Annotated in this window: 18 protein-coding genes; 10 read left to right on the forward strand and 8 right to left on the reverse strand. The window is 68.9% G+C overall.

The genetic code is table 11. The features are described 5' to 3' along the window. Positions 1 to 13: 13 nt before the first annotated feature. Positions 14 to 1,012, reverse strand: a complete 999-nt coding sequence (locus C5B85_RS15010) for an o-succinylbenzoate synthase (protein ID WP_104286823.1) — start codon at positions 1,010 to 1,012, stop codon at positions 14 to 16. 271 nt (positions 1,013 to 1,283) lie between these two features. Here C5B85_RS15010 and C5B85_RS15015 point away from each other — a divergent pair, with 271 nt between their 5' ends. The 3 genes from C5B85_RS15015 to C5B85_RS15025 are packed head-to-tail and all read left to right on the forward strand — an operon-like array spanning position 1,284 to position 4,188. After that, on the forward strand, positions 1,284 to 1,820 hold the full coding sequence (locus C5B85_RS15015; RefSeq protein ID WP_104286824.1) for a hypothetical protein: 537 nt from the start codon (positions 1,284 to 1,286) through the stop codon (positions 1,818 to 1,820). A 57-nt stretch (positions 1,821 to 1,877) separates the two neighbouring features. Then, positions 1,878 to 2,789, forward strand: a complete 912-nt coding sequence (locus C5B85_RS15020) for a 1,4-dihydroxy-2-naphthoyl-CoA synthase (protein ID WP_104286825.1) — start codon at positions 1,878 to 1,880, stop codon at positions 2,787 to 2,789. Between the two features lie 40 nt (positions 2,790 to 2,829). Continuing rightward, a complete protein-coding gene (locus C5B85_RS15025) occupies positions 2,830 to 4,188 on the forward strand; it encodes an AMP-binding protein (protein WP_258070827.1) in 1,359 nt (452 codons plus the stop codon). A gap of 22 nt (positions 4,189 to 4,210) precedes the next feature. Here the strand turns inward: C5B85_RS15025 and C5B85_RS15030 are convergent, their stop codons facing one another. After that, positions 4,211 to 4,408: a hypothetical protein gene (locus C5B85_RS15030; RefSeq protein WP_104286827.1), complete on the reverse strand. Its 198-nt coding sequence runs from the start codon at positions 4,406 to 4,408 to the stop codon at positions 4,211 to 4,213. A gap of 295 nt (positions 4,409 to 4,703) precedes the next feature. Beyond that, entirely contained in the window at positions 4,704 to 6,059 is a 1,356-nt protein-coding gene (locus C5B85_RS15035; protein ID WP_104286828.1) for an SGNH/GDSL hydrolase family protein, read from the reverse strand. Positions 6,060 to 6,217: 158 nt separating this feature from the next. Between C5B85_RS15035 and C5B85_RS15040 the strand changes: the two genes are divergently transcribed. Then, entirely contained in the window at positions 6,218 to 7,195 is a 978-nt protein-coding gene (locus C5B85_RS15040; protein ID WP_374953103.1) for a 1,4-dihydroxy-2-naphthoate polyprenyltransferase, read from the forward strand. Here the strand turns inward: C5B85_RS15040 and C5B85_RS15045 are convergent. Further along, entirely contained in the window at positions 7,192 to 7,617 is a 426-nt protein-coding gene (locus C5B85_RS15045; protein WP_104286829.1) for a DUF4229 domain-containing protein, read from the reverse strand. The two genes, C5B85_RS15040 and C5B85_RS15045, sit on opposite strands and share 4 nt — an antisense overlap. Positions 7,618 to 7,734: 117 nt before the next feature. On the opposite strand from C5B85_RS15045, the gene C5B85_RS15050 reads away from it, so the two are divergent. Together C5B85_RS15050 and menD are read left to right on the forward strand one after the other, a co-directional pair. Then, the gene (locus C5B85_RS15050; RefSeq protein WP_104286830.1) at positions 7,735 to 8,295 is read left to right on the forward strand and encodes a PLDc N-terminal domain-containing protein; all 561 of its coding nucleotides are present in this window, start codon (positions 7,735 to 7,737) and stop codon (positions 8,293 to 8,295) included. Then, the gene (menD, locus tag C5B85_RS15055) at positions 8,288 to 10,117 is read left to right on the forward strand and encodes a 2-succinyl-5-enolpyruvyl-6-hydroxy-3-cyclohexene-1-carboxylic-acid synthase (RefSeq protein ID WP_258070828.1); all 1,830 of its coding nucleotides are present in this window, start codon (positions 8,288 to 8,290) and stop codon (positions 10,115 to 10,117) included. The genes C5B85_RS15050 and menD overlap by 8 nt, the downstream gene beginning before the upstream one ends. A 22-nt stretch (positions 10,118 to 10,139) precedes the next feature. On the opposite strand, the gene C5B85_RS15060 is transcribed toward menD, so the two are convergent. Then, entirely contained in the window at positions 10,140 to 10,754 is a 615-nt protein-coding gene (locus C5B85_RS15060; protein ID WP_181064459.1) for an LppP/LprE family lipoprotein, read from the reverse strand. A gap of 134 nt (positions 10,755 to 10,888) precedes the next feature. Here C5B85_RS15060 and C5B85_RS15065 point away from each other — a divergent pair, with 134 nt between their 5' ends. Continuing rightward, positions 10,889 to 11,374 (forward strand): acyl-CoA thioesterase, encoded by a 486-nt coding sequence (locus C5B85_RS15065; protein WP_104286831.1) that lies wholly within the window; start codon positions 10,889 to 10,891, stop codon positions 11,372 to 11,374. 114 nt (positions 11,375 to 11,488) lie between these two features. Here C5B85_RS15065 and C5B85_RS15070 read toward each other — a convergent pair whose 3' ends face one another. Then, on the reverse strand, positions 11,489 to 11,698 hold the full coding sequence (locus tag C5B85_RS15070; protein ID WP_104286832.1) for an antitoxin: 210 nt from the start codon (positions 11,696 to 11,698) through the stop codon (positions 11,489 to 11,491). 94 nt (positions 11,699 to 11,792) lie between these two features. Here C5B85_RS15070 and C5B85_RS15075 point away from each other — a divergent pair, with 94 nt between their 5' ends. Continuing rightward, positions 11,793 to 12,644, forward strand: coding sequence for a PPK2 family polyphosphate kinase (locus C5B85_RS15075; RefSeq protein ID WP_104286833.1), 852 nt, complete (start codon positions 11,793 to 11,795; stop codon positions 12,642 to 12,644). Between the two features lie 55 nt (positions 12,645 to 12,699). Here the strand turns inward: C5B85_RS15075 and C5B85_RS15080 are convergent, their stop codons facing one another. Beyond that, positions 12,700 to 13,155 carry an ASCH domain-containing protein gene (locus C5B85_RS15080; protein WP_104286885.1) on the reverse strand — a complete coding sequence of 152 codons (456 nt, stop codon included), beginning with the start codon at positions 13,153 to 13,155 and terminating at the stop codon, positions 12,700 to 12,702. A gap of 115 nt (positions 13,156 to 13,270) precedes the next feature. After that, positions 13,271 to 14,542: an isochorismate synthase MenF gene (locus C5B85_RS15085; protein WP_181064460.1), complete on the reverse strand. Its 1,272-nt coding sequence runs from the start codon at positions 14,540 to 14,542 to the stop codon at positions 13,271 to 13,273. A 96-nt stretch (positions 14,543 to 14,638) separates the two neighbouring features. Between C5B85_RS15085 and C5B85_RS15090 the strand changes: the two genes are divergently transcribed. Further along, positions 14,639 to 15,367, forward strand: a complete 729-nt coding sequence (locus C5B85_RS15090) for a class I SAM-dependent methyltransferase (RefSeq protein WP_104286834.1) — start codon at positions 14,639 to 14,641, stop codon at positions 15,365 to 15,367. Positions 15,368 to 15,469: 102 nt separating this feature from the next. After that, positions 15,470 to 16,567: a polyprenyl synthetase family protein gene (locus tag C5B85_RS15095; RefSeq protein WP_104286835.1), complete on the forward strand. Its 1,098-nt coding sequence runs from the start codon at positions 15,470 to 15,472 to the stop codon at positions 16,565 to 16,567. Positions 16,568 to 16,637: the final 70 nt, after the last annotated feature.

Consider the following 16,637-nt stretch of genomic DNA (forward strand, 5'->3'; position numbering starts at 1 on the left):
AGGTCCGTTCGGTTCAGAAGTCCGCGGTGAGCACTGCGTGGCAGCGCCGGATGCGGTCGCGCCACCAGTCCTGACGTTCCGCCGGTGAGGCGAGGCGCTCGAGGGCGGCTTCGTCGATGTCGACGGGGGCGAGCGGGATGCGCCCGGCGCGCGGCCGGAGGGGCTTCACGACGACGTCCTCCGCGAGGAGGGACGCAGTGCCGAGGCCGGCGTCGTGCCGAGGTTCCGGCAGAGCGGCGGCGAGCTGCGCGCCCATGGCGATGCCCACGGACGAATCGAGTGCGCTTGAGACCGTCGCGGGCAGGCCAGCGGCTCTGACGATCTCGGCCGCCCTGCGCACACCGCCGAGGGGCTGCATCTTGACGACGACCACGTCGGCCGCGCCGAGGCGGGCGACCTCCAGAGGGTCGTCGGCCTTCCGGATGGATTCGTCGGCGGCGATCTGCACCGAGACCCCGGCCCCGGCGAGTCGACCTCGCAGCTCCACGAGCTCTGCTGTGGTGGAACACGGCTGCTCCGCATACTCGAGCCCGAACTGCGACAGCTCACGCAGGGCACCGAGCGCCTCGTCCACCGACCAGCCGCCGTTCGCGTCGACCCTCAGTCGTGCATCCGCGCCGAGCCGATGGCGCACCTCCGCGACCCTGGCAACGTCGTCGGCCAGCGCCTGCCCTCGCTCGGCGACCTTGATCTTCACGGTTCGGCAGCCGTCGAAGCGTGCGAGCACACCCTCGAGCGCTGCGGCGTCGACGGCGGGCACAGTCGCGTTGACCCAGATCGCGCCCTCGGTGCGCCGGGGAAGTGTGTCGTCGAACCCGAACTCGATCGCGGCGCGCAACCAGTTCGTGGCCTCCGCGTCTCCGTACTCGAGGAACGGGGAGAACTCGCTCCAGGCCACGGTCCCGCGGATGATCGCCGCTTCGCGCGCGTCCACGCCTCGGAACCTCGTGACGAGGGGGAGCGTCACGACGTGCGTGCGGGCGAGGAGCTCGTCGATCTCGGGCAGCTGCATCCGCCCATTGTCTCGCGCCGCGACGGTCGTCTGCCGCTGCCTTCGCCGCCTGCTTCTCGTTTCTTGCCGCTCGCTTGTCGCTTCTCTCGAGATGGGTTCCTCATCTGCGGATGGGTTGCAAGCCATCCCGAGGTGAGGAATCCATCCCGAAACTGAATTGCGGTGCGCGACGAACGTCGCGCAGGGTGGGAAGGTCCTGCCCACCTGGATGTGATTCGCCCGGATCGCGCTAGGCTGAGTCATCGATCGGTCACACCGGACGTGAAACCTTATGTCTACGAATCTCTCCAGCCCCGCACCTCGCTTCAGCCCACCGCCGGCCGACGAGGACTTCGACGACGGCCTGTTGGGGGCTGCGCCCGAGGCGCGGCGTCCCGCTCGCCTTGTCTCGGCGGGCGACAGGTCAGGCTTCGACAAGCCCCAGCACCGGCATGGGACGGTCGTCCAGCGCACCTGGTACGAGATCGCGTTCAACCCGCGCCGCTGGTCCGCCGGACACTGGGCCCTTCTCGGTGTGCTCATCACGGTGCTCGCCGACGTGTTCGTGTTCTTCTACGCATCGAACCTCTTCGGCATCGACCGCAAGTTCGAGATCGAGATGTGGCTCCTCACGGCGGGCATCGCCGGGTTCCTGACGATCGCGTTGGCGCTGTGGGGCATCATCTTCAACAGCGCGAGGGGTGCGGCGATCTTCGCGCTCATCCTCGGCCTGCCGTTCGGTGCGCCCCCGGCGTGGCTCGTCGGCAACACCCTCGTCCAGCTGATGGCGAACGGCGGCACGTTGCCCGTCGCGCCGCCGCTCTGGTAGCTCGCTGCGGGTCGAACCCCAGCGTGTGATCGGCCTCGCGTCGGCTAGCGTTGAGGCATGACTGCCTTCGTCTCCGACCTCTTCGACGCCGAGCGCTGGCGCACTGTCCCTGGCTTCGAGGAGCTCACCGACCTCACCTACCACCAGGACGTCACGGGTCGCATCGCTCGCGTCGCGTTCAATCGCCCCGAAGTTCGCAACGCGTTCAGGCCGCAGACGGTCGATGAGCTCGCTCGGGCCCTCGATGACGCGCGCATGAACCCCCGCATCGGCGTGGTGCTGCTGACGGGCAACGGCCCAAGCCCGAAGGACGGCGGTTGGGCTTTCTGCTCGGGTGGCGACCAGCGCATCCGCGGCCGCGATGGCTACAAGTACGCCGACGGAGAGACGCGCGACACGATCGATTCGGCGCGCAACGGGCGCCTCCACATCCTCGAGGTGCAGCGGCTCATCCGGTTCATGCCGAAGGTCGTCATCGCGGTTGTTCCCGGTTGGGCGGCCGGTGGCGGGCATTCGCTGCACGTGGTCTGCGACCTGTCGATCGCGTCGCGTGAGCACGCGAAGTTCAAGCAGACGGATGCGGACGTCGGGTCCTTCGACGCCGGCTACGGCTCCGCGTACTTCGCGAAGCAGGTCGGGCAGAAGTTCGCTCGTGAGGTGTTCTTCCTCGCCGAGGAGTACTCGGCGGATCGGGCCATGGAGATGGGCACCGTGAACAGGGTTGTCCCGCACGCGGAGCTCGAAGCTGAGGCCGTGCGCATGGCGGAGACGATCCTGACGAAGTCGCCGACGGCGATCCGCATGCTGAAGTTCGCGTTCAACGCGGTCGACGACGGCCTTGTCGGCCAGCAGGTCTTCGCGGGCGAGGCCACGCGCCTCGCGTACGGCACGGATGAGGCCGTCGAAGGTCGCGACTCGTTCCTCGAAAAGCGCGAGCCCGACTGGTCGCCTTTCCCGTGGCAGTTCTAGGAGTTCCCGACCGGCACGCCTCGGCGGCGAGCGTCACGCAGTGAGCGCGGCAAGCCGTGAGGGTGAGGCGCTTCGTCCGCTGATTCGTGTGGATGCACGCGATCCGGCCGCGGTCACGGCTGCGCTGGTGCACGCTCTGAGCGGCGACGGGCCAGCGGTCCTGCCCACAGCGGGCGCCGTGTCCGTCGTGCGGGACAACGCCAAAGACGCCACCGCCAACTCCAAAGACGTCGCCGCCGCCGAAGACACCGACGACGCACTCACCTCCGTCCCGAACGATGTGGTGCTCGTCATCGAGACAAGCGGTTCGACGGCGGAGCCCAAGCGCGTCATGCTGAGCGCCGCCGCTCTGCGCGCGTCCGCCGCGGCGACGTACGCCAGGTTCGACGAGCTCTTCGCGAGCGAGCAGCTGGCTGAGCACACCCGCCAGTGGCTGCTGACGCTGCCGGCGTCGTACGTCGCCGGCGCGCAGGTGCTCATGCGGTCGATCCTCGCGGGCACCGACCCGGTTGTGCTGGGCGACGAGCGCTTCACCGCCGAGGGCTTCGCTCGTGCCGCCGAGGGGCTGACCGCCGAGCGGCGGTACGTCTCGCTGGTGCCGGCGCAGCTGGCGCGGCTGCTCGACGCGGCGGAAGCCGAGGGGATGGTCGGCGGCCCAGTCGCGCAGGCTGTCGCTCGTTTCGACGCCATCCTCGTCGGCGGACAGTCACTCGCACCGCCCCTGCGGTTGCGCGCAGCGGCGCTTGGCTGGAACCTCGTCACGAGCTACGGCTCGAGCGAGACGAGTGGGGGCAGCCTCTACAACGGGGAGCCGCTCGCGGGCGTGAGGGTCCGCATCCGCGATGGCGAGGTGCAGCTCGCCGGCCCGGTGCTTGCTACCGGCTACCTCGGCGACACGGCCCGCACCGCGGCGGCCTTCGTGGAGGAGGACGGCGAGCGCTGGTACCGCACAAGCGACGGCGGCCGCCTCGAACTCGACGGGACCACGGGCCGCGAGCGGCTCGTGGTGACCGGCCGCCTCGACAACGTCATCGTCTCGGGGGGCGAGAAGGTGCTGCTCGACAGGGTCGAGGGCATCGTGCGGCAGCTGCCCGGTCTCGAGAGCGCGGTTGTCGTTGCGGCCCCCTCCGACGAGTGGGGCCAGGTGCCCGCGCTTGTTGTCGAGACGCTTGCCTGGGGCGCACACCCAGGCGAATCAGGCGCGTTCCTGGTGGATGCTCACGAGCTGTCCGGCGATGATCGCTGGTCGGCCGTGCGTGGAGCGACGTCCGAGGCCGGGCGTGCCGCTCGCCCGGCGAAGCTGCTGCTCGTCGACCACCTGCCTTACCTCCCGAGTGGGAAGCCTGATCGGCGCTCGCTCGAGCGGCTCATCGAGCGCCTCTCCGGGCGTCTTTCGTAGCGGACCGAGCCCAGGCGCTGCGTCAGGCGGCCGTGACGCTGACCACGGCGTGCTTGAACTCGGGCATCGCAGAGTGGGGGTCGGTGGCGGCGATGGCTTTGCCTTCAGCTGCCCAGAAGACCGGGTCTTCCGGGTTCCCGTTGTCGATCCACCGTCCGGGGCGGTGGCCGAGCGTGGTGACCTGGGCGCTGAGCTGTGTGTTGCCGACTGTCGTTGCCATCGCGACTCCTCGGGGAGGTGAGCAGTGGTTCGACGGTAGGTGGCGCGTGTTGCCGGTGGACGCTGTCGCGGTTGCCGCGGCGTAACTCATCACGCCGTTCGAACGGGGTGGAGAGCGTCGCGTCACGAGTCGGAGACGTGGGTGCGCATCCGCGACGCGCCCCAGAGCGCTGCCAGCCGTTTGCCCCTTTCGGCGGGTGCCAAGAGGGGCAAACGACAGGCAGCGATCGGCTCAGCGCGGGGCCGAGGCGACGTGGCGCATCCCGCCACGCGGGATGCGCTCAGCGCGTCTCAGGTCAGGCTTCGGGGCTGTGCTCCTGGGACTCGCCGGCGGGAGCGGAGCGGCGGCGGCGGAGCAGCATCGTGGTGCCGAGACCTGCGCCGAGGAGGACAAGCACGCCGGCGATGATCAGCGGCGCGATGGGTTCGCCGCCAGTCGTCGCGAGGCTCCCTGGTGGGGTCTTGCCACCCGCCGCAGGGGCGGGAGTGGCGGTTGTGGTGGACGTCGCGGTCGCCGTGGCAGTCGTGGTTGCCGTCGGCTCGGCGGTGGCGGTCGTGGTGGGCGTCGGCGTGCCGGTCTCGGTTGTCGTCGGGTCAGTGGGGGTCGGCTCGGGCGTGCCGGGCTCGAGGATCGCCTGCAGCTCGGCTCCGACGGTCTCCGCGAGGTAGGCGACGCCTGCCTCGTTGGGGTGCAGCGCGCCCAGCTTGAGCGAGGTGCCCGGTGTGCTCGGGGTACCGGAACCCGGTTCGAGGGTGATGCCGTTCACGTAGGGTTCGGTCGTCGAGCACGCCGAGTTGGCCGCGGTCTCCTCGAAGGTTGACACGAAGCTCGCGCCGTTGAGTTCAGCCGCCGTCTTGATGACTGCGTCGAGGTGAGCCTCGGTCTCGTGGAGGTAGACGGTGTCGACGTCGGTGAACGGGAAGGAATTCTCGGTGTAGCCCGTCGGGGTGACCGCCGGAGTGAAGCATCCGCCAGCGGGTGTGTTCGCGGCGTCAGGCGTGACGGCGGGGTAGCCGACCACGACGACGTCGGCGTTCGGCGCCTTCTCGGCGATGAGCGCGAAGGTCGCGTCGAGCGCGGGCGCGACGATCGTGTCGATGCGGTCCTTCAGGATGTCGACTTCGAAGCCGCCAGCGTCAGCGACGTACAGCGACCGGCAGTTGGCTGCGGAGTCGTCCAGCAGGAGCGGGCCGACGGGGCTCGCCGCCACGCAAGAGGTTGCGATGTCTGCGAAGCCGAGGTCGTTCCCGCCGATCGTGAGGGTCACGACATCCGTCGATTCGGAGAGGCTGTCTGATTGCACGGGCGCGCTTGCGCCGGCCGAGGTCACCTGCTCGACGTCGCGGATGTTCGCCGTCACGGCCCCGCTGCAGGTGCGGTCGTCGAGGGTGAGGCCAAGTGATTCGGCGATGCGGTGCGGGTAGTTGGCCACCGCCTGGAAGCATCCGGCCACCGGGTCATCGCTGAACGGCACGAGCCCGAACCCGGCCGAGTACGAGTCGCCGAGGGCGACGTACTCGGGCGCGGCGGCGTCGGTTGATGGTCCGTCGCTCGGGGCGGCGAAGGCGGCGGGAGCTGCGAGCAGGGCGACACCGGCGGCCGCGAGGCAGGCAGCAGCCGCGCGTACGCGAGATCGGGAGCGAGAAGTCATGGTTCTCCTTTGAAGCGGACGTTGCTCGGATCGGGGGAATCGCTGAACTCATACTGCCTGCATCCGCACGCCAGGGGAATGGGTTGACGGCGTCACTTCCCTGCTTCGTCGGCGGATGCCGAAGGGATGCGCACTCGAGTGGCCCCTAGAATCGCTCCGTGGCGCAGAAACAGAAGCAGAGACAGCGGAAGCAGCAAGCGAACCCGACGCAGCGGCCCCGGCCGAAGGCGAGTGAGGTGCGCAAGCTGGATGCGCGCGCCTGGATCTCGGGCGCCCGCCTGCGCACGCTCCCGCTCGCGATCGCACCCGTGCTGCTTGGCACGGCGGGCGCGATCGTCGATGGGCCGCTTGGCGAGTACCACTGGGTGCGCGCGCTCGCGTGCCTCGCGGTCGCTTTGTGCCTGCAGATCGGCGTGAACTACGCCAACGACTACTCCGACGGCATCCGGGGCACCGACGCATACCGCGTGGGGCCGGCCCGTCTGACGGGCTCCGGTCTCGTCGACCCGAAGCGCGTGCGCCTCGTCGCCTTCATCTTCTTTGGGCTCGGTGCCCTCGCCGGCCTGTTCCTCGTCATCACGTCGGGCCACTGGTGGCTGCTCGCAGTTGGCGCGGCAGCGATCCTCGCCGCCTGGTTCTACACGGGTGGAAAGCGTCCGTACGGCTACGCGGGGCTCGGAGAGGTGTTCGTCTTCGTCTTCTTCGGGCTGGTCGCGACTGCCGGCACGACCTTCGTGCAGATCGGCAGCGTCTCCACGAACGTGTGGATCATGGCGGCCGCCGTCGGCCTGTTCGCCTGCGCCGTGCTCATGGTCAACAACATCCGTGACATCGAGCAGGACCGTCTCGCCGGCAAGCGCACGCTCGCCGTGCTCGTCGGGCCGGTCGTCGCGCGGTGGCTGTTCGGCGTCTTCACGCTGGCGCCGTTTGTGCTCGCCATCTTCTTCGCCATCGCGTACCGCAACGCGATCTTCACGTTCTTCGCGCTGCTCCTCGCGGCCCCTGCCGTGCTTATCGCGTCGACGGCCCGCAAGCCGAAGGAGCTCATCCTCGCGCTCATGCTGACGAGCTTCGCGACGCTCGCCTACGCCCTGCTGCTTGGGCTCGGGATCGTCTTCAGCGGCTACGTGCGCTAACGCTGCGGAGCGGAGGGCGCGGCGTCGGCGCTCGGCTCGTCCGAGGGCTTGGCGGGGGGCTCAGCTTCGGTGAGCTCTGCCTCGGAGGAGTCTGCCTCGGCGCTCGGCTCTTCGGCAGTGGTCTTCTCGCTCGAGTCCAGAGTTGCGTCCTCGCTCGAGTCCAGGGCGGCGTCTTCGTCTTTGTCGTCCGCGGTGCGCGAGTCCTTGCGCTCGCTGAGGCGCTGAAGGTCTGCGCCCATCTGCTGGCGGGTTCCGCGCAGGAAGATCACCGAGATGCAGGCGCTGATGATGGCGCCGACGGCGGCACCGGCGAGCCAGTTCCACTGCCAGGCGGGCAGCGCCAGCATGACGACGGCGAACGGCACGGCGAACGCGAGCAGTCTGATGACGGTGTAGACGAGCCAGGCGCGCTTCGAGTTCATCCCTCAAGTCTACGAGCGGGTGGATGCGCCAGGTTCGCAGTCGCTCCGCGTCCGGTTCGCGGAGAGCGCAGGCATCACCAGGTCGGGCGGAGGCAAGTCGCGTATCCTCGGGGGACCATGTCTCGCCTCCTCATTACTGCCGCAGTCATCGTCGTCGCGGTGACCATCTTCGCCGTGGTCGATTGCGCGATGACGGACACGAAGCGCACGCGCGCCCTCCCGAAACCGGTCTGGGTTGTTGTGGTGCTGCTGGTCCCCGTGGTCGGCCCGCTCCTGTGGCTCTTCTTCGGCAAGGTCCGCGGCAACGCCCCGACTGCCAAGCCTGTGCAGACCACACCGGACGACGACGAGACCTTTCTGCGCTCGATCGGAATCGAGTCAGATAGCGAGGAGCGCATCCGCAAGCTCGAGGAGGAGCTGAAGGCGCTCGACGACGTGGAGTTCCCGGCGGCAGCGCCGAAGGGCCCCGTCAGCGATGGCGGCGCAGCGACGGCCCTCGAGGATGCCGCTGACGAGCCCTTGAGCGGAGACAAGTCCGCGAAGTCGGACAAGGCCTCCAAGCCAGAGCCCCGTGGCAAGAAGCCGCGCAAGGGCGACGCGAGTGACGTCGAGCACGACGAAGAGCCCATCGAGCATAAGGACGACAGGACGCAGGGCGACGGGTCGCCTCGTGCCTGAGCGGCACGCCGACTCAGAAGCTCCCAACTCCAAGCGCCCCGCACCGGGCGCCCCGTCGCCCGCGCTGAGTCCGGTTCACCTGCCGCGCACTGCGAACCCGGCGATCGACTTCAGCCTCGACTTCCTCGGCGCCCTCGTGCGCTTCGGCGTCACGGACCTGGTGGTCTGCCCCGGGTCTCGCTCGCAGGCTCTTGCGCTCGTAGCGGCAGAGTTGGAGCGCGTCGGCGTGGTTCGGCTGCACGTGCGCGTCGACGAACGCTCCGCGGGTTTCTTCGCGCTCGGCCTCGCAGCCGAGACGGGGCGCGCCGTTCCCGTGATCACGACGTCGGGCACCGCAGTCGCGAACCTGCACCCCGCCATGCTCGAGGCCTTCCACGCGGGCGTCCCACTTGTCGCTGTCACGGCAGACCGGCCCGAGGAACTGCTCGGTATTGGCGCGAACCAGGCGACGATGCAGCCGGGCATCTTCGGCCCGAGCGTTCCGTGCGAGGCGGTGGATGCGCCGACGGGCTCACCCGCGGAGGCCTCCCTCGCGGCAGGCCTCGCGCTGCGTGCCGCATCGACTTCTGGCCCACTGCACCTGAACCTCGCGTTCCGAGACCCGTTGAGCGTTGCGGTGCCGCCGCTGGACGAGTGGGCTTCCGGGTTCGATCTGGAGGGCAGTGCCCACGCGGAACAGGCGTCGCCGCAGGCAGACGTGCTCGACATCGAGGCGGCGGCCTGGCCTCGCACGATCGTCATCGCGGGTGCCGCGGCTGGCCCGGAGGCTGAGAAGGTCGCCCACGAAGGCGGCTGGCCGCTCATCGCAGAGGCGACCAGCGGGTCCCGGTTCGGGCGAAACCTGGTGCTCGCGTACCGGCAGCTGCTCCGTGCAGACTCGCCTCGACCCGACCTCCGTGACGCGGTCGAGCGGGTCCTGGTCTTCGGACACCCGACGCTCAGCCGCGAGGTTCCGCAGCTCATCGCGCGCGAGGGCGTGCACGCGGTTGTCGTGGGCCCGACGGGCGGCGAGCCGTACAACCCTGGTCACGCGGTCGCGGCGCACGTTGATGCCGTGCGCGTGCATCCGGTTTCGGCGGCCGATGCGGATGCCCGTGTGGAGTCGCGCGCCTGGCTCCGCGAATGGGTGCTCGCGAGCCGTGAACTCGTCGAGGCGGAGGCCGAGCACGCTCCCGCGCCAGACATCGAGGCCTCCCGCTCGAGCGACAAGGTCGTTCGCAGCCGCTTCGCGAGGCAGGAGCTGGCGGTCGCCCGCACGAAGGTCGACCGGCGGATGCTCGTCGAGGCTGTGTGGAGCGCCACGTGGCCGCACGACCGGCTCGTGCTCGGCGCGTCTACGCTCATCAGGGTGCTCGACGCGCACGTCTCGGGCAAACCCATCCGTGTGCATTCGAACCGCGGCCTCGCGGGCATCGATGGCACGGTCGCGACGACGCTCGGCGTCGCCGTCGGCAGTCAGCTGGCTGGTCCCGTGTCGGCGCAGGGCGGTGTGACTCGGGCGCTCATCGGCGACCTGACGCTCCTGCACGACGCGTCATCGCTGCTGGTCGGGCAGGGTGGTGAATGGGCACCCCGCGTGCAGCTCATCGTTGGCAACGACGGCGGCGGCACGATCTTCGACGACCTCGAGGTCGCGCGCACTGCGGGCCCCGAGGCGCATTCACGTGTGCTCTACACGCCGACCGCGGTCGACCTCGAGGCGCTCGCGACCGCGTACGGCTGGGGCTACATCCGCGCCGAGACGCGTGCAGACCTCGAACGGGCCCTCGTCTCGCGCGAACACGAACGGGTGCTCATTGAGGTGCCGCTGCCCCGCGGTTGACCGCGAGTCCTGCACTGCTCGCTTACACCGGTGGCAGGTCGCCATCCATGACAACCGACTGCGTCGCCTCGTCCCACGCGTACGTCGCCACGGCTTCCCCGGTTGGTGCGGCGTTCGGCTCGCCCTCGAGCGGATACCGGTAGGTGACCGTGATCAGGATGTCGGAGGACTGGCTGATCTCGGGGAAGAAGCCGTACGCATCCGCCGTCGCCGTGCCGACGTACTCGCCGCCGTGGAAGAGCAGGATGTGGTGCGGGGTTGACGCGGTCCCACCTTCAAGCGTCACCACCGCGTAGGACAGGGGTGCGCATGAGTCCCAGGTCTCGCGGTCGGGTTCGGCGGGCACCCAGGCCAGGTCGGGGAAGGCGGGATACGCGGCGACCTGGGGGAGCGCCTCCTCGAGTGCGGCCGTCTGCGTCGAATCAGCGCACGCCGTGCCTGTCTCTGGTGCCGAGGACTGGGAAGGTTGGGCCGCGCTCGGAGCCGTCGTCTCCGTGGCGGTCACGGTGACGGTCGCCGCGGGAGGAGTGCCGGCGGCCTGCGGGGATGCGGGTGTCGAGCATCCGCTCAACCCGAGTGCCGCCAAGGCGAAGGCGGCGACGGCCGTGGATGTGCGTGCTGGTCGCGAGAATCGCATGGTGGAAGGCCCCCTCAGTCGACGTCCCCGCAGGCTAGCCAGCGAGGCTTGACGCAGCCCGAGAAGGTCAATGTCAGGACATAGACTAGTTCGGGTTGGCGACCTGACAGACGGACGAGACCTGCGGAGGAACGATGGCCCCCTCATCCACCAACCCTGAGACGCTCGCGGCGGCAGAGGGCGACATGAATTTCCACACCCGCAAATGGGTGCGGCCCGAGGACCTCAACGCGAACGGCACGCTGTTCGGCGGCAGCCTGCTGCGCTGGATCGACGAAGAGGCGGCGATCTACGCCATCATTCAGCTCGGGAACTACCGATGCGTGACGAAGTACATCTCGGAGATCAACTTCGAGGCGTCAGCCGAGCAGGGCGACCTCATCGAGATGGGCCTCGTCGCCACGCACTTCGGCCGCACCTCGATGACGATGCGAGCCGTCGTGCGCAACATGATCACTCGCCGCACGATCCTTTCGATCGAGAAGATCGTGTTCGTCAGCCTCGGCGACGACGGTGTGCCGGAACCCCACGGCTACTCGAACATCACGTACGCCAGGGACCGGATGCCCACGACGCACCCGAAGACCGGCACGATCGCCGTTCCTCGAGCTGGCGAATAGCTCGCTGCGTCGTGTCGGACGACGAGTGCGGAACGACGAGTGCGGAATGACGAGTGCGGAACGACGAAGGGCGCCCGGTCTCCCGCACGCCCTTCGTGACCCGTTGAGGTGGAGCTACTGGTTGCCAACCGCCTTGTCGGCGGCGTCGCGCGCGCCCTGAACCTGGTCGGTGAACTTGTCCCCGGTCGCCTTCTGGACCGCGTCGGCTGCGCCGTCGAGGATCTTGTCGCTGATGTCTTCCGCCTGCTCGCTCTTGAGCGCTTCGGTGACGCGCGGGTCCTTCAGGAACTCCTGCGCCTTGCCGGTGATGTCTTCGATGCCCATGGTTCTCCCTCTGTTGAGCGACGCTCCCGCTCCGTCGTGGAAGCCGTTCGCAGGGGGGAAGCCTAGCGTCAGTTGGTGGGGCTAGCCTGTTCTCATGCCTCACTTCACAACTGAAGACGCCGCAGTGCTGCGCGTTACTCCCGACTTCGATCTGAGCTCTGTAGACGCCGACTCGACACCCGGTTTCAGCGGGAAGAAGGCCGACGCGGCCGCGCTATTCACCGAGCACGACGAGGAGATCGCGGAACTCCAGGAGCGCATGTTCGCGAACTCCCGCGCGGGCCTCAAGGCGCCCGCCGTGCTGCTCCTCCTGCAGGGCATGGACACGTCGGGCAAGGGCGGAATCGTCCGTCACGTCATCGGCGGGGTCGACCCGCAGGGGGTGCAGATCGCCTCGTTCAAGGCGCCGACGGCCGAGGAGCGCGAGCAGGACTTCCTGGTGCGCATCCGCAAGCAGCTCCCGGCGGCGGGCAAAATCGGCGTCTTCGACCGCTCGCACTACGAGGACGTACTCATCCAGCGTGTCCGCTCGTTTGCGCCGGCAGAGGAGATCGAGCGCCGCTACGGGGCGATCGTCGACTTCGAGAACGAGCTGGCGGCATCCGGCACCAAGCTCATCAAAGTCATGCTGCACATCTCCAAGGAGGAGCAGGGGGCTCGTCTCGCGGAACGGCTCGACCGTCCGGACAAGTACTGGAAGTACAACCCGGGCGACATCGACGAACGGCTGCTGTGGGATCAGTACCAGGAGGCCTACCAGATCGCGTTGCAGCGCACGTCGACGGAGACATCGCCCTGGTACTGCGTGCCCGCCAACAGGAAGTGGTTCTCGCGCCTCGTCGTGAAGGGCCTGCTGTTGGATGCGCTGCGCGGCTTCGACCTGCAGTGGCCGGCCGCCGACTTCGACGTCGAAGCAGAGAAGCGGCGCCTCGCCGAGAGCGCGTAGCCGCGGGCGCGCGGTGTCAGGCTTTGCTCCTGCTTGCGGGTGATGGTCGGGGAGTTCAGTCGGCGAGCTCGGGAGGCCAGACCACGGTGAATCGCTCGAGGACGATCTCGTGCTCCGGCGTGAACTCGCGACCGGTGGCCGAGCGAGTGCGTTCCCAGTAGCGGCGGTGCTCGCGCCGCCAGCTCTCGAGGCTGCGGTCGTCTTCACCCTCGTCGTAGGCGAACGCGGCATCGACGCTGTCGAACGTGCCGATGCGCAGCTCGGTGCTGCGGATCACGATGACGGGCGCGCCGCTTCCATCGCAGGCGATCCAGTGCGAGCCGATGCGGGGGAGGGGCTCAGCCTCCTCGGCGAACTCCTCGACGAGGGCAGCGGTCGCTCGCTTTGGGCCGTGGGTGACGAGTGCGAGCAGTTCGTTGGCGAGCTCGACGCTGTCGCCGAAGAACTCGACCGTGTAGGCGGATGCCGCGGCGACTGATCCGGGGTGGGCGGCACGGTAGGCCTCCCACATCACGCTGGCCGCTGCGCGGTCGATTTCAGGGAGCTCGGAACGCCCGAGCGCTTCGTTGCTGTTGGTGGCGTCAGTCACCGCGCCATCCTCCCATTCGTCCCAGGGGGAAGGGCACCTACGCGTCGCCGCGGAGGGCCTCCACGATCGGGCGGAACTTCAGCTGCGTCTCCCGGTACTCGTCCGAGGCGTCGGAGGAGGCGACGATGCCGCCGCCAGCGAACGCCGTGACGGCACCGTTCGCATCGATCTCCGCGCCGCGGAGAGCGACAGCCCATTCCCCGTCTCCACCAGCGCCGACCCAGCCGACCGGGCCCGCGTAGCGTTGACGGTCGAACGGCTCGAGGGCCAGGATCGCGTCGAGGGCCGTCCCGGTCGGTGTGCCGCCGACGGCCGCCGTCGGGTGCAGTGCATCGACGAGGTCGAGTACCGTCACACCAGCGGGGAGGGTGCCGCGGATATCGCTCGCCAGGTGCCACAGGTTGGGCAGCTTGAGCGTGAACGGGATGCGGCTGCTCGTGAGCCCCGTGCCCGGGTCGTCGTGCGTGTCGAGGGTCTCGAGGGACGCGAGTGCGCTCTCGACCGCGTAGCGATGCTCCGCGAGGTTCTTTTCGCTGTGGCGCAGCCGCGCCTCTGCGCGCGCGTCGGCCTCGTCGTCGCCGCCGCGCGGTGCTGTGCCAGCCAGCACTCGGGCGGAGACCTGGCGCTCGAGCACGCGCACGAGGGTCTCAGGACTGGTGCCGGTGAGCCCGTCGACGGCGTAGGTCCAGCACTCCGGATACGCGGAGGCGAGTCGTGCGAGCAGCCGACGGCGGTCGGCGCCCTTCGGGAGGGTGCCGTGCTGTTCGCGTGCCAGCACGACCTTGGAGAGGTGGCCCGTGTGGATGAGGTCGAGCGCGCGGTCGATGGCGCGGCGATGCTCCTCGACGGTCATGAGGCCGTCTGTGAGAGCGGCGGTCGCATCCACCTCGCCGGTTGGCAGTACGTCGGGCAGCTGCGGCTTCGGTTCGGATCCGTCAGCGGTGATCGCCGTCACGAAGGAGACGGAGCCGCGGCGTCCGACGATAAGCTCCGGGACCTCGAGGATGCTGCGCGCGCCGGACTCGGCGGCGAAGGCGAACGCCCCGAACGCGACGAGACCAGAGCCCGTGGCGGCGACGGTGTCGTCGATCTCGGCGACAGCGATGACGTCACGCCAGGCGGCCGCGGAGTCGGGGATGCGGGTCTCACCCCTGAATTCGCCCCGCCAACAGGTGCCGGTCGCAACGATTCCGTCGCCCTGGCGAACCCACGCGAGGGGGGAGCTTGAAGACGCGAAACGGAGGAGATCGCCCGGATCCGGGACCTCGATCGTCCGTGCGCGCAAGCGGGGGGTGTTGGCAGCTGGCACGACCGCAAGCCTAAACCCGGCGAGGAAGGGTGGCCCCCCGGCGATGCGCCTGAATACGGCCAGGGCGAGCCGTGCGCCGCAACGTAGGATGATCTGGTGACAAAAGCCGACCTGAGCAAGCGACCCGAGCAAGTGTCGTCGATGTTCGACCGTGTTTCCAAGAAATACGACGAGACGAACGACATTTTGAGCATGGGCAACGCGCCGCGTTGGCGCGTGCAGACGCGCCACGCGATCGCCCCGCAGCCGGGCGAGAAGATCCTCGATGTCGCCGCGGGCACCGGCACGGTCAGCAAGGTGCTCGCCGACGCGGGAGCTAAGGTCACAGCCCTCGACTTCTCCGCGGGCATGATCGAAGAGGGGAAGCGCATCCACGGTGCGAACCCGAACATCGAGTTCGTGCAGGGAGACGCCACGAAGCTCCCCTTCGACGACAACACCTTCGACGCCTCGACTGTCAGCTTCGGACTGCGCAACGTGCAGCAGCCGAAGGTCGCGCTCCAGGAGATGCTGCGCGTCACGAAGCCGGGCGGGCGCCTCGTCATCGCGGAGTTCTCGACGCCTCCGCAGGCCCTCATCCGCACGGGATACCGCGCCTACATGCAGCTCGCGATGCCCAGCATCGTGAAGCTCGTGAGCAGCGACCCTGAGGCTTACACGTACCTGAACGAGTCGATCATCGCGTGGCCGGCTCAGCGCGAGCTCGCGTCGTGGCTGCGCGAGGCGGGCTTCGAGCGGGTCAAGTACCGCAACCTCTCCGCCGGTGTTGTTGCGCTGCATAAGGGATTCGTCCCGCTTGCCGAGGCAGGCAGCTCCTCCAGCTGAGGAGAAGCGCACCAGCAGCTACCGGCACAGTGCCGGCCTGAACCCCAACCCAGTTCGTCCGGAGGCTTCCCTTCGAGCGGAACACCTGAACCACCAGGAGACATGAGCGTGGAGCTCCCCAAGACCGAACAGCGCCGCAAGGCGCGAAGCACCGTGGTGCCTGGCGGAACCGACGACCTCTTCGACGGTCCGAAGTCCGACGTGCTGCGCGAGCGTCTCGACGCCGGATTGGCTGCGGTCGAGACTCGTCTCCGCGCCGAGGTGCAGTACGCCGACGAGATCGCCGACGTCACCGCCCGCTACCTGCTCAACGCCGGCGGCAAGCGCCTGCGTCCCATGCTCACTGTCCTCGCCTCGCAGTTCGGTGAGACGCCGGGCTCGGACGACGTGATCACGGCCGCCGCGGCCGTCGAGCTCACCCACCTCGCGTCGCTGTACCACGACGACGTCATGGACGAGGCTGAGCTGCGCCGTGGCGTCGCCGCCGCTCACCTGCAGTGGGGCAACTCCATCGCGATCCTCGCCGGCGACCTGCTCTTCGCGCGCTCGAGCCTGCTCTTCTCCGAGCTCGGACTGCGCGCCGTGCGGCTGCAGGCGACGATCTTCGAGCGACTTGTGCTCGGCCAGATGCGTGAGACGACGGGGCCTGCGGCGGATGCTGACCGCATCGACCACTACGTCGGTGTCCTCGCAGACAAGACGGGCTCCCTGATCTCCGCCGCCGCCCAGTTCGGGGCGATCATCTCGAACGCCCCGGAAGCTGTTGTTGCTGCGCTTGCCGAGTACGGTGAGCGCGTCGGCGTCGCCTTCCAGCTTGCCGACGACGTCATCGACCTGCAGCAGAATCCCGACACGACGGGCAAGCTCGCGGGCACTGACCTTCGTGCTGGCGTCGAGACCCTGCCCGTTCTGCTCCTCGAGCGCCAGGCGGCGACCGACGAGGCGAGTCGCGACCTGCTGGAGCGCATCCGCACGCGCGTCGCGGGCGTCAACGAGCAGTCGGAGGAGACCCGCGCGAGTGAGGAGGAGATCTCGGGCATCATCACCGAGCTCCGCGAACACCGCGTGACGCAGCTCACGATTGACGAGGCCCAGAACTGGGTGACGCTCGCCGTGGAGGCGCTTCGTCCGCTCAAGGCCGGCCCCGCGAAGAACGCGCTCGAGCGCTTCGCAGCGGAGGTCGTCAGCCGCGACCGCTGACCGAGCCGTCCGCAGAGACAGCTCACACCCTGATTCCTTTCCGGAGGACAGCGCCTAGCAAGCCACCACC

The sequence above is a fragment of the Pseudoclavibacter sp. AY1F1 genome, assembly GCF_002931075.1.
Lineage (GTDB): Bacteria > Actinomycetota > Actinomycetes > Actinomycetales > Microbacteriaceae > Pseudoclavibacter.

Bases quoted from the DNA above. Each gene is read 5' to 3' on its own strand.
- C5B85_RS15070 (WP_104286832.1), bottom strand. From the start codon at position 11,698: ATGGGCATCGAAGACATCACCGGCAAGGCGCAGGAGTTCCTGAAGGAC.
- C5B85_RS15015 (WP_104286824.1), top strand. From the start codon at position 1,284: ATGTCTACGAATCTCTCCAGCCCCGCACCTCGCTTCAGCCCACCGCCG.
- C5B85_RS15095 (WP_104286835.1), top strand. From the start codon at position 15,470: ATGAGCGTGGAGCTCCCCAAGACCGAACAGCGCCGCAAGGCGCGAAGC.
- C5B85_RS15065 (WP_104286831.1), top strand. From the start codon at position 10,889: ATGGCCCCCTCATCCACCAACCCTGAGACGCTCGCGGCGGCAGAGGGC.
- C5B85_RS15080 (WP_104286885.1), bottom strand. From the start codon at position 13,155: ATGTGGGAGGCCTACCGTGCCGCCCACCCCGGATCAGTCGCCGCGGCA.
- C5B85_RS15020 (WP_104286825.1), top strand. From the start codon at position 1,878: ATGACTGCCTTCGTCTCCGACCTCTTCGACGCCGAGCGCTGGCGCACT.
- C5B85_RS15050 (WP_104286830.1), top strand. From the start codon at position 7,735: ATGTCTCGCCTCCTCATTACTGCCGCAGTCATCGTCGTCGCGGTGACC.
- C5B85_RS15075 (WP_104286833.1), top strand. From the start codon at position 11,793: ATGCCTCACTTCACAACTGAAGACGCCGCAGTGCTGCGCGTTACTCCC.
- C5B85_RS15030 (WP_104286827.1), bottom strand. From the start codon at position 4,408: ATGGCAACGACAGTCGGCAACACACAGCTCAGCGCCCAGGTCACCACG.
- C5B85_RS15035 (WP_104286828.1), bottom strand. From the start codon at position 6,059: ATGACTTCTCGCTCCCGATCTCGCGTACGCGCGGCTGCTGCCTGCCTC.
- C5B85_RS15010 (WP_104286823.1), bottom strand. From the start codon at position 1,012: ATGCAGCTGCCCGAGATCGACGAGCTCCTCGCCCGCACGCACGTCGTG.
- C5B85_RS15045 (WP_104286829.1), bottom strand. From the start codon at position 7,617: ATGAACTCGAAGCGCGCCTGGCTCGTCTACACCGTCATCAGACTGCTC.
- C5B85_RS15060 (WP_181064459.1), bottom strand. From the start codon at position 10,754: ATGCGATTCTCGCGACCAGCACGCACATCCACGGCCGTCGCCGCCTTC.